Raw genomic sequence first — 12,595 nt, 5'->3', positions numbered from 1 at the left:
ATGTGTGATCATCGCCTTTTTCTATGACAAATCTTGAAAAAAACCTTTCTCTGGCGCTCAGGCCTCGGTATTGTCGATCTGCTTTTTGACCACTTGTTCCGATTTATAATCATAAAAATTAACGAGAAAGAGGGAAAATAATGCGTAAGCTAACGATGGCACTCAGTGCCGCGTGTTTGTTACTTGGATTGAATCAGTCTGCTCTCGCAAAAGAATCAGCTCCCGCTCCACTGAATCCTGGCGTTACTGTTGCGCAACTCGCGCAGCAAGTTCCTGTGCACTGGGTGTCGGTCGCACAAATCGAAAATAGCCTGTTAGGGCGTGCGCCGATGGCGGTAGGTTTTGATATCGACGACACGGTTCTGTTCTCAAGCCCTGGCTTCTATCGCGGGCAAAAAGAGTATTCACCAGGTAAACAGGATTACCTGAAAAACCCAGCGTTCTGGGAAAAAATGAACAACGGTTGGGATGATTTCAGCATGCCAAAAGAGGTGGCGAAAAACCTGATAGCCATGCACCTCAAACGCGGCGACAGCATTTATTTCGTCACCGGCCGCAGCCCGACCAAAACAGAAACCGTGACTAAAACGCTGCAAAATGATTTCCAGATCCCGCAGGCCAGCGTGAACCCGGTTATCTTCGCGGGCGACCAGCCAGGGCAAAACACCAAAACGCAGTGGCTGAAAGATAAGAAAATCAAAGTGTTCTATGGCGATTCAGACGGTGATATTACTGCCGCGCAGGATGTAGGCGCGCGCGGTATTCGTCTGTTGCGTGCTTCTAACTCCAGCTATCAGCCATTGCCAAAAGCAGGGGCATTTGGCGAAGAGGTTATCGTTAACTCCGAATACTAATTTTACCCGTCATACTTCAAGTCGGTCGGGTGAAGCTACACTTACCCGACCGACAAGAAGAATTTGGTTAAGCCCGTCGTTTTCACATTAGCCCATCAAGGAGAATAAAAATGACCAATTCGGAGTTATTGCAGTACTGCATGAACAAGCCCGGAGCCGAACAAGCGGTTCATAGCGACTGGAAGGCCACACAAATAAAAGTGGCGGATGTGATGTATGCGATGGTGCATGACGTGGAAGCGCGCCCGGCAGTGTCGTTAAAGGCAAGCCCGGCACTTGCCGACTTATTACGTGAACAACATAGTGATGTGCATCCTAGCGCGCATTTGAATAAAGCGCACTGGAGCACGCTTTACCTGGATGGCACACTTCCTGACTCGCAGATTTACTACCTGGTGGATGCTTCGTATCAGCAGGCATTATCGCTGCTGCCCCAGGAAACCAGGCAGCAGTTGCAGAGCTGAGTGCAGCCCCGTCAGTGATGCGGGGCCGCATCTCAAAGTGCTTTCACCAGAAAGTCGATGGAAATATCCAGCAACCGATAGGTGATTTTCTGGATACGACTCATGACCGCCAGTTCAGCGTTGTTGGCTTCGATTTGCGCAATTTTTTTCTGTTTGCGTAATATCGTCATCACATCTTTTTCGTTTAAATGCCCCTGTGCCTTATAGAGCAATGCCTGTGCGATAATATTGGCTGAATTTTTTATAAATTCATTTTTATCTTCGGCTGCAGACTTCAACAGCGAGACAAACTCATCCTGGAGTATTTTTCCAGCTTCATTACGAAAAACTGAAGAAGATAAAATACGGCTAATATCTGCCAAGATTACCATGGTTAGTTTCCGGGGGAGCATAATGAGGCAGGGCGTGAACATTCACCATTGATAGCTATTTTCCAGGCTAAAGTGTTTTGCTCACGATAAAGTTCTGATTGCTGATAATTAAAATTTCGGTTTTGATCGATTAATTGAAAATAATCATCATTATAAATACCTTTTAATAGCCAGAGGTTATTCACGCGCCATGAGTCGCCCAAAGACTGCGCATAGGCGATTGCTTTATCGAAGTTTTCTCGCATGGTGCGGTCTTCTTTTTTTACCTCTTCTAAATCAAGCTGTTCATTTATAGTGGTGAAATTAGTTATAAACTGAGAGTGTTCGATCATTAAGTTAGTGAGTTGTTCATGGCTTTTAGCATTATAGTTATCGACAAGCGTACAACCGCTCGCCAAAAAAAAGAGACAAGTTATTATTAGTCTTAATAAAGGCATAATTACTCCGCAAGCAAACCCATTATGCAATAGTTGGATTATATCGAGGAGCTGAGAGAGGAGCAGGTAAAAAAGGATAGAGTGGCAATCACTTTTTATCATTGATAATGAGTGATGGCAGATGAATCACACGTGATAATAAATAATCCCTTCTGCCACGCACAATAGTGGCAGAAGGGAAGACTGACTATTTCAATTTCAGCAAAGGCTTGAGGAAACGAGCGGTATGTGACGTTTCGCACTCTGCGACAGTTTCTGGCGTACCGGAAACGAGAATTTCGCCGCCGCCGCTACCGCCTTCTGGGCCAAGGTCAACGATCCAGTCTGCGGTTTTAATCACATCCAGATTATGCTCGATAACCACAATGGTGTTGCCCTGGTCGCGCAACTGGTGCAGAACTTCCAGCAATTGCTGAATATCTGCAAAGTGCAGGCCAGTCGTCGGCTCATCGAGGATATACAGCGTTTGCCCGGTGCCGCGTTTAGAAAGCTCACGCGCCAGTTTTACACGTTGTGCTTCACCGCCCGACAGCGTGGTCGCAGACTGACCCAGGCGAATGTAAGACAGGCCCACGTCGATTAACGTTTGCAGCTTACGCGCCAGCGCAGGCACGGCATCAAAGAATTCACGAGCGTCTTCAATGGTCATATCCAACACTTCGTGAATGCTTTTGCCTTTGTACTTAATTTCCAGCGTTTCGCGGTTGTATCGCTTGCCACGGCATTGGTCGCACGGCACGTAAATATCCGGCAGGAAGTGCATCTCAACTTTGATAACGCCATCGCCCTGGCACGCTTCACAACGCCCGCCACGCACGTTAAAGCTAAAACGCCCCGGCGTATAACCCCGCGCACGGGATTCCGGCACGCCCGCAAACAGCTCGCGCACTGGTGTAAACACGCCGGTGTAAGTTGCCGGGTTTGAACGCGGTGTACGGCCAATTGGGCTTTGGTCGATGTCGATAACTTTGTCGAAATGCTCCAGACCATGAACGTCGCGGTACGGCGCAGGTTCTGCAAGCGTTGCACCGTTCAATTGGGTTTGAGCAATCGGGAAAAGCGTATCGTTAATCAGCGTCGATTTCCCGGAACCTGAAACCCCGGTTACGCAGGTAAACAAACCGACGGGCAGCGTCAACGTCACATCTTTCAGGTTGTTGCCCTTCGCGCCAACCAACTTCAACACCTTCTCTGGGTCAGCCGGAACGCGGTTTTTCGGCAGCGCAATTTCACGCTTACCACTGAGGAACTGCCCGGTCAGTGATTCCGGCGCGTCGATAATATCCTGCATCGTGCCTTCAGCAACGACATGGCCGCCGTGAACACCCGCACCTGGGCCGATATCAATAATATGGTCTGCGGCACGGATCGCATCTTCGTCGTGCTCGACCACAATCACGGTATTCCCGAGGTCGCGCAGGTGAATCAGCGTTTCCAGCAGGCGCTCGTTGTCGCGCTGATGCAGGCCGATTGACGGCTCATCGAGCACATACATCACGCCCACAAGACCCGCGCCAATCTGACTTGCCAGACGAATACGCTGCGCTTCGCCGCCGGAAAGTGTCTCTGCGGAACGAGAAAGCGAGAGGTAATTCAGGCCAACGTTCACCAGGAATTTCAGGCGATCGCCAATCTCTTTCAAGATTTTTTCAGCGATTTGCGCACGTTGCCCGCTCAGCTTCATGTTGTGGAAGAATTCCATCGCATGACCGATGCTCATATCAGAGATCGTTGGCAGCGGCGTGTTTTCAACAAACACATGGCGTGCTTCACGGCGCAGACGCGTACCTTCGCAGCTTGCACATGAACGGTTGCTGATAAATTTCGCCAGTTCTTCCCGCACAGCGGAAGACTCGGTTTCTTTATAGCGACGTTCCATATTATGCAGAACGCCTTCAAACGGATGGCGGCGCACAGACGTATCGCCACGGTCGTTTATATATTTGAACTCAATGCTTTCTTTACCAGAGCCGTTAAGCACCACGTTTTTCACGCTGGCGCTCAGTTCATTCCATGGTGTTTCGACATCGAATTTATAATGCTCCGCAAGCGATCGCATCATGGTGAAGTAATAGAAATTACGACGATCCCAGCCACGAATCGCGCCGCCAGCAAGGGAAAGCTCGCCGTTTTGTACGACACGATCCGGATCGAAATATTGCTGCACGCCAAGCCCGTCACAGGTTGGGCAGGCACCGGCTGGGTTGTTGAACGAGAACAGACGCGGTTCCAGCTCGCGCATGCTGTAGCCGCAAATTGGGCAGGCGAAGTTTGCCGAGAACAGCAACTCTTCTGCTTTTTCATCGTCCATATCGGCGACAACCGCAGAACCGCCAGATAAATCCAGCGCGGTTTCAAAGGATTCCGCCAGACGCTGCGCGATATCTTCACGCACTTTGAAACGGTCAACGACCACTTCAATGGTATGTTTTTTCTGTAATTCTAATTTTGGCGGATCCGAGAGATCGCACACTTCGCCGTCGATCCTGGCGCGGATGTAGCCCTGGCTTGCGAGGTTTTCCAGCGTTTTAGTGTGCTCGCCTTTCCTGTCTTTAATGATGGGGGCAAGCAACATCAGGCGTTTGCCTTCCGGCTGCGCTAAAACGTTATCGACCATCTGGCTGACGGTTTGCGCCGCCAGCGGCACGTTGTGATCCGGGCAGCGTGGCTCACCCACGCGGGCATACAGCAGGCGCAGGTAATCATGAATTTCTGTAATAGTGCCGACGGTTGAACGCGGGTTGTGCGAGGTGGATTTCTGCTCGATAGAAATCGCAGGCGACAAGCCTTCAATGTGGTCAACATCTGGCTTTTCCATCAACGACAGGAACTGACGCGCATAGGCGGAGAGGGACTCAACGTAACGACGTTGCCCCTCGGCGTATAAGGTGTCGAAAGCCAGTGAGGATTTGCCAGAACCCGAAAGCCCAGTCACGACAATCAGCTTGTCGCGCGGAATAACGAGGTTAATATTTTTGAGATTGTGGGTGCGGGCGCCCCGAACTTCGATCTTATCCATTCACCTTTCCCGGTTTAAACGCTTTTTGCCAGGCCGCACAGGAGGCCGCCGACGATCACAAACGGCTAATTATGACACAATAAAACCTGAATGGATATCCAGTGCTTTAATGCAATAATGTATATCCTTCCGACATTCTGGAATGCATCCCGCAGCTATAAAGATTAGGGGTGGCGTGGTAGAATCGAGGGTTTACACTATTAATAAACGTTTCAGGAGACACGATCATGGCCAGCAGAGGCGTAAACAAGGTGATTCTCGTCGGGAATCTGGGTCAAGACCCGGAAGTACGCTACATGCCAAATGGTGGCGCAGTTGCCAACATTACTCTGGCCACGTCAGAGTCCTGGCGCGATAAGCAAACCGGCGAAACTAAAGAAAAAACTGAATGGCACCGTGTTGTGCTGTTCGGGAAACTGGCAGAAGTTGCAGGCGAATACCTGCGTAAAGGCTCCCAGGTTTATATCGAAGGCGCATTGCAGACGCGTAAATGGACCGACCAGGCTGGCGTTGAAAAATACACCACCGAAGTCGTGGTTAACGTGGGTGGCACGATGCAAATGTTGGGTGGCCGTGCAGCGGGCGGTGCTCCTGCCGGCGGTGGCGCTCCAGGCCAGCAGCAAGGTAGTTGGGGTCAGCCTCAGCAACCACAGCAGGGCGGCGGCAATCAGTTCAGCGGCGGCGCGCAATCTCGTCCGCAGCAGAGCGCTCCAGCGCCATCTAACAATGAACCACCAATGGATTTCGATGACGATATTCCATTCTGATAATGGTTCTGGCATTTAGCATTATCTAAAACCCCGCTTGCGGGGTTTTTTGTTTTTTAACGTGCGTAAAAAGCGACTATTAATAACCCGAATGTATTGCTCCGCGTCATAAGTATTCCTGCTTGCATTAAAACGTTATCCCGCTAAGTTGTTTATGCAAACACAACACTGATAACTCCACCGGAGAGCAGCATGACAGATTTCGTAATTCCAGAAATAAAAGCCTCAGAAGATGAAATGATTGCTATACGCCATTATTTACACGCTAACCCGGAATTAAGCCTCGAGGAGTTTAAAACCAGCGATTTAGTAGCAAAACAACTTGAATCCTGGGGATATAAAGTCACTCGAGGAATTGGCACTACTGGGGTTGTGGGTTCTTTGAAAAAAGGGGATTCGAATAAATCTATTGGCCTGCGTGCTGATATGGATGCGCTGCCTATTTTTGAAGAAACCAATTTACCCTGGGCCAGTACAGTTCCTGGCAAAATGCATGCCTGCGGTCATGATGGCCACACCACCATCTTATTAGCTGCAGCGAAATATATTGCATCAAATGCCTGTGAGTTTAACGGCACTGTGCATCTCATTTTCCAGCCTGCCGAAGAAGCGATTGGCGGTGCAGATTTAATGATTAAAGACGGACTATTCGACCGCTTCCCCTGCGACCGAGTTTTTGCCCTCCACAATATGCCAGGCTTGCCGACCGGAAAACTAGGTTTCTACTCAGGCAACTTTATGGCCTCGGCAGACACCGTAAAGATCACCATCAAAGGCTACGGCGGCCATGGTGCTTATCCGCAACGTACCGTTGACCCCATCGTGACGGGCGCGGCGCTAATCACCGCATTGCAAACCATTGTCTCCCGCAATGTCACACCAGGCGAAACCGCCATTGTTACCGTTGGAACCTTCCAGTCGGGCATTGCCTCCAACGTAATTCCCGACAGCGCGGTAATGGAATTAACCGTGCGTGCCATGAAACCAGAAATTCGCGACCTGCTTATTAAAAGAATTGAAGAGTTAGCCGACTTCACGGCGAAAAGCTTTGGTGCCAGCTGCGACGTGGAAGTTTACGACTCCTATCCCGTCTTGATTAACGACGATGAACAAACGGCGTTTGCTCGTGAGCTGGCTGTCGAGTTTTTCGGTAAAGATGCGGTGCTCGATACGGTGCTTCCATCCACCGGCAGCGAAGATTTTGCCTTTATGCTGCAAGAAAGACCGGGCAGTTATTTCTTATTAGGCAATGGTGAAAAAGGGGAGAAAGGCGGCTGCATGGTGCATAACCCAGGTTATGACTTTAACGATGCGATTATTTCTACCGGCGCCTCATTCTTTTCCCGCTTAGTACAAACTTACTGTCGCTAATATCCAGGAGCTAATATGAAAAAATATATTCTGCCATTAATTGCTCTGCTGGCGACGACTTCAGCATTGGCAAATAATATTAAAGAAATCCGTTTTGGTGTGGACCCGACATTTGCCCCTTTTGAATCAAAAGACGCTAATGGCAAGGTGGTCGGCTTTGATATTGATTTAGGTAATGCTATTTGTGAAAAACTTCAGGCTAAATGCGTATGGGTGGAAAATAACTTTGATGCCATTATTCCCGCACTGCAAGCCAGAAAGTTTGATGCCATTCTTTCCGGCATGTACATGACGGAAAAACGCAAAGAGCAAATTGCCTTTACCGATAAAATATATAACGGCCCGGTATTTTTAGTCGCACATAAAAATAATCCCATCAAACCGGAAATTGATCAGCTGAAAGGTAAAACCATCGGCGTTGAGCAAGGCTCTGCTCAGGAAACTTACGCGAATAAAAACTGGCGCAGTGCCGGGGTTAACGTGGTGGCTTATCAGGGGGCTGATTTAGTGGTGCAGGATTTAGAGTCCGGACGCATCGACGCGGCAGTGCTTTCCGGGGTGATGGCGGAATATAGCTTCCTGAACAAACCGCAGGGCAAAGATTTTGCTATGGTCGGCAAAGCATTACAGGACCCGGAATTATTTGGGGCGGGCGCGGCGATTGGCCTGCGTAAAGATGATGCGCAATTACGCGAAGCGCTAAATGGCGCGATAAGCCAGATTATTGCGGATGGCACGTATAAAAAGCTCGCCTCGAAATACTTTAGTTTCGACATCTATTCCGGGACGTAATGTGTAACGGCTTGCCAGTAAAACAAAAACGGCCTCGCAATGAGGCCGTTATCAATTCTAATCCTGGCAATCAGGTCAGCACCATCGGCCATTCAGGTGGTGCATGGCTTGAGATCTCGATCATGATGTCTTTGAACGACGCCCAGATGACCGGGAAATCGGCCCACTCCAGCCCCAATAAGCCGGTCGCAAACCACAACGCAGAGGCAATCCCCAGCATGCTGCTGACGATAGCAAAAAACGTGTAGTCGGATTTGCGAAACTGGATGTTCAACGTGCTGGCTAAAAACATCAGAACCGCACTGACTAAAGGCCAGCGCATTAATAAAACGCTGGTAGTAATTGCCGCCATGAAAATTGTTCCTTAATCACATAACTCATTACGCTAAACGGTTATGCGCGACATAAGGCGCAGCAATGACAACTCAGGACCGTCAGGGGAATAAGTGGGTACAAAAAATGTAAGAAGAATCCTGTCTCACAGGATTTGTGAACTATATCACATTTGTTCTTTTAATCGCCAGTTCTGTGGCGCATTTTCTGACCCATTTCTCGAATGTTCAGGCAACAATACTGCGGCAAATACCGTCAGGCGTGGTGACGATAATCAGTCGGTGTGCGGTCAAACTCACGGCGGAAAACGCGGGAAAATGTTTGCTGAGAAACGTAACCGTAGTCCATCGCGATATCAAAAATGGGGCGCTGGGTATTTCGCAGCTCTTTCGCTGCCATCAACAGACGGCGCTGGCGAATGTATTCACCTAACGTCTGGCGCTTAACGGTACGGAACATTCGTTGAAGGTACCATTTTGAATAGCCTGATTTTTTTGCCACAACGTCAATGTTCAGCGGTTGATCAATGTGATCGTCAATCCATTCAGTCAAAGTTTGAATAATGTCCTGGTGTGCCATAAGTCATCCTCAAGCCTGTGTGTTCGTTAGCAGGTTTTGTTGGCAGCGAGTATAATTCCTCAAGTTAACTTGAGGTAAAGAGGATTATGGAAAAGAAAACACCGCGCTTTAAACCGTTACTCAGTCCTGGAGAAGTGGCAAAGCGCAGCGGCGTGGCTGTTTCCGCTTTGCACTTCTATGAAAGCAAGGGGCTGATCAAAAGCAGACGAAATAGCGGAAACCAGCGGCGTTATACGCGTGATGTGCTGCGAAACGTCGCCATTATTAAAATCGCCCAGCGAATCGGCATTCCGCTGTCGACTATTGGTGAAGAGTTTGGCGTGCTGCCGGACGGCCATAAAATCAATAAAAACGACTGGAAAAAGATGTCGTCGCAATGGCGTGAAGAACTCGATCGGCGCATCAACATGCTGACTGCGTTGCGTGACGAACTTGATGGCTGCATCGGCTGCGGTTGTTTATCAGGTGCCGACTGCCCGCTGCGAAATCCTGGCGATAAACTTGGTGAAGAGGGGACTGGCGCACGTCTTTTAGAAGATGATTAAGGGGAATCGCAGGCAAAACTAAAGCGCCCAACTTCGGCGCTTTAGTTTATTACCCGGTCTTTGTCTTTCGATCTATCCCGCTTTTCGCAAGGAGGGTTTCCCCCGACATCAGCGTCCCTCAATCACACATTCTCAGGAGGTTCCGGATTGCACTGACAATTTAAGTGTAGCCAGGCATAGTCAGGTTTCAAGGTGAATTTGCATGTTTTTTGAACAATTCTAATGCGCCACATTGCGCAACGTTTCCTATAGTTAACTCATCTTGCTAAACAGAAGGTTAACTCATGCTTACCGTTCATCATCTCAATAACTCCCGCTCACAGCGCATATTATGGATGCTTGAAGAGCTTCAGGTGCCGTACCAGATCGTTCGCTATCAGCGCGAACCCACGATGCTCGCACCAGAGTCATTAAAAGCCGTGCACCCACTAGGGAAATCGCCGGTGGTGGAAGATAACGGCAATATCCTCGTGGAATCCGGGGCAATCATCGAATATCTGCAAGAAACCTATGACCCCGAAAGCCGCCTTAAACCGATCTCCTGCGAGGACAAACTGCGATATCGATTCTGGCTGCATTACGCCGAAGGATCGTTGATGCCCTTGCTGATGATGAAACTGGTCTTTGGTAGCCTGGGCAAAGCACCTGTGCCGTGGTTGCTACGCCCGGTCGGCAATGTTTTGGGGCAGGGCGTGCAAAAGGCATATCTGAATAAACAGATTTTGACGCATGCGCGATATCTCGAAGATTGTCTGCAAAAAACGCCCTGGTTTGCCGGGCAAGCGATAAGTGCTGCGGATATTCAGATGAGTTTCCCGGTTATCGCATTGCTGTCTCGCGGTGGCATAAGCGATCTGCCGAACTTGCAGAATTGGTATAACCAGGTGCAAATGCGCCCCGCCTGGCAACGGGCAATTCAGCAGGGTGGGCCTTTCGAGATCCCGTAATATCCGTCATTCTTCAATTCGCCTTTTTGTTGGCTGCGCTCACTCGCCCAAATCACTGACTTATGTCAGCTCATTGGGACTCTTTCTCTTGCCGCCGCAATGCGAATCGAATGATTTAGGATATTAGTTTTGGATATTGAAAAATCCTATGAGCCAGGAAAATGCATTACCCGTATCTTGCATCATTGTTGCTAAATTGCGCATCGACGATAACGTTTGCGCATGAGGTGGCGATATTTTGACCGGCTAACGCATTTTTCGGCAAAAAGCGGCAAAGTTCGGTTGAAAATCCATGTAAGAAGGCCGGATAATCGTTTGCCTTAATTTTGACGCACAGTTTGTATGCGCGGAGTTAAACGTTTGCTTTTTTTGTGACGCCCTTTTTTGTCGCAAACGCAGCACAGGGATTTATTCGTCGTTTTTTAGAATATGAACGTTTAATTAGAAGCGGATTCCGCCACGCATACCGACTTAATCATAAAAATCTCAGGGGATTTTTCACTATGTCTAATCATTCTCCGCGTGCAACCAGCGGCATCGACGCCTGGTTCAAAATATCTGCACGTGGCAGCACCGTTCGCCAGGAAGTTGTTGCGGGTTTAACGACCTTCCTCGCGATGGTGTACTCCGTGATCGTGGTACCGGGCATGCTCGGTAAAGCAGGTTTCCCTCCTGCGGCGGTCTTTGTGGCAACTTGTCTGGTCGCCGGTGTTGGCTCTCTGCTGATGGGCTTGTGGGCGAATCTGCCGCTGGCCATTGGTTGCGCTATTTCACTGACGGCGTTCACCGCATTCAGCCTGGTGCTCGGCCAACACATCAGCGTTCCGGTTGCGTTAGGCGCCGTGTTCCTGATGGGGGTGCTGTTCACCATTATCTCCGCAACCGGTATTCGTAGCTGGATTTTGCGTAACTTACCGATGGGTGTTGCGCACGGCACCGGTATCGGTATCGGCCTGTTCCTGCTGCTGATTGCGGCAAACGGTGTCGGTTTGGTTATCAAAAACCCACTGGATGGCTTGCCTGTTGCGCTTGGCCATTTCGCCAGCTTCCCGGTCATTATGTCTTTGATTGGCCTGGCGGTAATCATCGGTCTGGAAAAACTGAAAGTCCCTGGCGGCATTTTGCTGACCATCATCGGGATTTCTATTTTCGGCCTGATTTTCGATCCGACAGTGCATTTCTCCGGCATCTTCGCTATGCCTTCGCTGAAAGACGAAGCGGGTAATTCGCTGATTGGTAGCCTGGATATCATGGGCGCGCTGAACCCAGTGGTGTTGCCAAGCGTTCTGGCGTTGGTCATGACTGCGGTATTCGATGCAACCGGCACCATTCGCGCCGTTGCGGGCCAGGCAAATCTGCTGGATAAAGACGGTCAAATCATTGATGGCGGCAAAGCGCTGACCACCGACTCCCTCAGCTCCGTATTCTCCGGCCTGGTGGGTGCGGCTCCGGCGGCGGTTTACATCGAATCTGCGGCAGGTACGGCGGCGGGCGGTAAAACTGGCCTGACGGCAATCACCGTTGGCGTATTGTTCCTGCTGATCCTGTTCCTTTCTCCGCTCTCTTATCTGGTTCCTGCTTACGCCACCGCTCCGGCGCTGATGTATGTGGGCTTGCTGATGCTGAGCAACGTAGCAAAAATCGATTTCGCTGATTTCGTTGATGCTATGGCGGGCCTGATCACTGCGGTGTTCATCGTGCTGACCTGTAACATCGTTACCGGCATCATGATTGGTTTCGCCTCCCTGGTGATTGGCCGCATCGTATCGGGTGAGTGGCGCAAGCTGAACATCGGAACGGTGGTGATTGCAATCGCGCTTGTAGCCTTCTACGCAGGCGGCTGGGCCATTTAAGCTATCGTTATGTCGGATGACGCTATCGCTTATCCGACCTACGTAATGCAGCCCTTGTAGGGTGGATAAGCGTAAGCGTCATCCACCAGTAATTCGGGTGGGGGAGTTCAAACTTTCCCACCCTTCAAATCCCTCCCAAACACCTTAAATCTTTCCCTGTTTCCTTCCGGTGAACCCCTAAATAATTCGAGTTGCAGAAAGGCGACAAGACCGCAAGTCCCCAGGAGCATAGATAACTATGTGACTGGGGCGCGCGGATGCAG

The 12,595-nt window shown here is 49.8% G+C and carries 13 protein-coding genes; 8 read left to right on the top strand and 5 right to left on the bottom strand.

The window, feature by feature from the left end:
* Positions 1-140 precede the first annotated feature (140 nt).
* Positions 141-854 carry an acid phosphatase AphA gene (gene aphA / locus M2371_RS20885; RefSeq protein ID WP_034492427.1) on the top strand — a complete coding sequence of 238 codons (714 nt, stop codon included), beginning with the start codon at positions 141-143 and terminating at the stop codon, positions 852-854.
* A gap of 110 nt (positions 855-964) precedes the next feature.
* Positions 965-1,318: an MmcQ/YjbR family DNA-binding protein gene (locus tag M2371_RS20880; protein ID WP_259268603.1), complete on the top strand. Its 354-nt coding sequence runs from the start codon at positions 965-967 to the stop codon at positions 1,316-1,318.
* Between the two features lie 32 nt (positions 1,319-1,350).
* Here M2371_RS20880 and M2371_RS20875 read toward each other — a convergent pair whose 3' ends face one another.
* The 3 genes from M2371_RS20875 to uvrA form a co-directional block, all read right to left on the bottom strand.
* A complete protein-coding gene (locus M2371_RS20875) occupies positions 1,351-1,689 on the bottom strand; it encodes a hypothetical protein (protein WP_259268602.1) in 339 nt (112 codons plus the stop codon).
* Between the two features lie 2 nt (positions 1,690-1,691).
* Positions 1,692-2,126, bottom strand: a complete 435-nt coding sequence (locus M2371_RS20870; RefSeq protein ID WP_259268601.1) for a hypothetical protein — start codon at positions 2,124-2,126, stop codon at positions 1,692-1,694.
* 187 nt (positions 2,127-2,313) lie between these two features.
* Positions 2,314-5,145 carry an excinuclease ABC subunit UvrA gene (gene uvrA / locus M2371_RS20865; RefSeq protein WP_259268600.1) on the bottom strand — a complete coding sequence of 944 codons (2,832 nt, stop codon included), beginning with the start codon at positions 5,143-5,145 and terminating at the stop codon, positions 2,314-2,316.
* Between the two features lie 227 nt (positions 5,146-5,372).
* Here uvrA and ssb1 point away from each other — a divergent pair, with 227 nt between their 5' ends.
* The 3 genes from ssb1 (at position 5,373) to M2371_RS20850 (ending at position 8,075) form a co-directional block, all read left to right on the top strand.
* The gene (gene ssb1 / locus M2371_RS20860) at positions 5,373-5,912 is read left to right on the top strand and encodes a single-stranded DNA-binding protein SSB1 (protein ID WP_172895822.1); all 540 of its coding nucleotides are present in this window, start codon (positions 5,373-5,375) and stop codon (positions 5,910-5,912) included.
* A 192-nt stretch (positions 5,913-6,104) separates the two neighbouring features.
* A complete protein-coding gene (locus M2371_RS20855; RefSeq protein ID WP_259268599.1) occupies positions 6,105-7,283 on the top strand; it encodes a M20 aminoacylase family protein in 1,179 nt (392 codons plus the stop codon).
* Between the two features lie 15 nt (positions 7,284-7,298).
* The gene (locus M2371_RS20850; RefSeq protein WP_259268598.1) at positions 7,299-8,075 is read left to right on the top strand and encodes an ABC transporter substrate-binding protein; all 777 of its coding nucleotides are present in this window, start codon (positions 7,299-7,301) and stop codon (positions 8,073-8,075) included.
* 70 nt (positions 8,076-8,145) lie between these two features.
* Here M2371_RS20850 and M2371_RS20845 read toward each other — a convergent pair whose 3' ends face one another.
* Together M2371_RS20845 and soxS are read right to left on the bottom strand one after the other, a co-directional pair.
* Positions 8,146-8,427 (bottom strand): YjcB family protein, encoded by a 282-nt coding sequence (locus M2371_RS20845; protein WP_034492460.1) that lies wholly within the window; start codon positions 8,425-8,427, stop codon positions 8,146-8,148.
* 236 nt (positions 8,428-8,663) lie between these two features.
* Positions 8,664-8,987: a superoxide response transcriptional regulator SoxS gene (soxS, locus tag M2371_RS20840; RefSeq protein WP_034492462.1), complete on the bottom strand. Its 324-nt coding sequence runs from the start codon at positions 8,985-8,987 to the stop codon at positions 8,664-8,666.
* Positions 8,988-9,073: 86 nt separating this feature from the next.
* Between soxS and soxR the strand changes: the two genes are divergently transcribed.
* From soxR to M2371_RS20825, 3 genes are all read left to right on the top strand, one after another.
* Entirely contained in the window at positions 9,074-9,532 is a 459-nt protein-coding gene (gene soxR, locus M2371_RS20835) for a redox-sensitive transcriptional activator SoxR (protein ID WP_115631514.1), read from the top strand.
* A gap of 284 nt (positions 9,533-9,816) precedes the next feature.
* Positions 9,817-10,479 (top strand): glutathione S-transferase family protein, encoded by a 663-nt coding sequence (locus tag M2371_RS20830; protein ID WP_115631513.1) that lies wholly within the window; start codon positions 9,817-9,819, stop codon positions 10,477-10,479.
* A gap of 503 nt (positions 10,480-10,982) precedes the next feature.
* Positions 10,983-12,332, top strand: a complete 1,350-nt coding sequence (locus tag M2371_RS20825) for an NCS2 family permease (protein ID WP_034492470.1) — start codon at positions 10,983-10,985, stop codon at positions 12,330-12,332.
* The last annotated feature ends 263 nt before the right edge of the window (positions 12,333-12,595 follow it).

Source organism: Buttiauxella sp. BIGb0471 (assembly GCF_024807715.1).
Taxonomy (GTDB): domain Bacteria; phylum Pseudomonadota; class Gammaproteobacteria; order Enterobacterales; family Enterobacteriaceae; genus Buttiauxella; species Buttiauxella agrestis.
This window is presented reverse-complemented; position numbering and strand designations above follow the sequence as displayed.

What these genes read in the sequence shown, in the direction of transcription:
- aphA (WP_034492427.1), top strand. Translation starts at nt 141, where the DNA reads ATGCGTAAGCTAACGATGGCACTCAGTGCCGCGTGTTTGTTACTTGGA.
- M2371_RS20880 (WP_259268603.1), top strand. Translation starts at nt 965, where the DNA reads ATGACCAATTCGGAGTTATTGCAGTACTGCATGAACAAGCCCGGAGCC.
- M2371_RS20875 (WP_259268602.1), bottom strand. Translation starts at nt 1,689, where the DNA reads ATGGTAATCTTGGCAGATATTAGCCGTATTTTATCTTCTTCAGTTTTT.
- M2371_RS20870 (WP_259268601.1), bottom strand. Translation starts at nt 2,126, where the DNA reads ATGCCTTTATTAAGACTAATAATAACTTGTCTCTTTTTTTTGGCGAGC.
- uvrA (WP_259268600.1), bottom strand. Translation starts at nt 5,145, where the DNA reads ATGGATAAGATCGAAGTTCGGGGCGCCCGCACCCACAATCTCAAAAAT.
- ssb1 (WP_172895822.1), top strand. Translation starts at nt 5,373, where the DNA reads ATGGCCAGCAGAGGCGTAAACAAGGTGATTCTCGTCGGGAATCTGGGT.
- M2371_RS20855 (WP_259268599.1), top strand. Translation starts at nt 6,105, where the DNA reads ATGACAGATTTCGTAATTCCAGAAATAAAAGCCTCAGAAGATGAAATG.
- M2371_RS20850 (WP_259268598.1), top strand. Translation starts at nt 7,299, where the DNA reads ATGAAAAAATATATTCTGCCATTAATTGCTCTGCTGGCGACGACTTCA.
- M2371_RS20845 (WP_034492460.1), bottom strand. Translation starts at nt 8,427, where the DNA reads ATGGCGGCAATTACTACCAGCGTTTTATTAATGCGCTGGCCTTTAGTC.
- soxS (WP_034492462.1), bottom strand. Translation starts at nt 8,987, where the DNA reads ATGGCACACCAGGACATTATTCAAACTTTGACTGAATGGATTGACGAT.
- soxR (WP_115631514.1), top strand. Translation starts at nt 9,074, where the DNA reads ATGGAAAAGAAAACACCGCGCTTTAAACCGTTACTCAGTCCTGGAGAA.
- M2371_RS20830 (WP_115631513.1), top strand. Translation starts at nt 9,817, where the DNA reads ATGCTTACCGTTCATCATCTCAATAACTCCCGCTCACAGCGCATATTA.
- M2371_RS20825 (WP_034492470.1), top strand. Translation starts at nt 10,983, where the DNA reads ATGTCTAATCATTCTCCGCGTGCAACCAGCGGCATCGACGCCTGGTTC.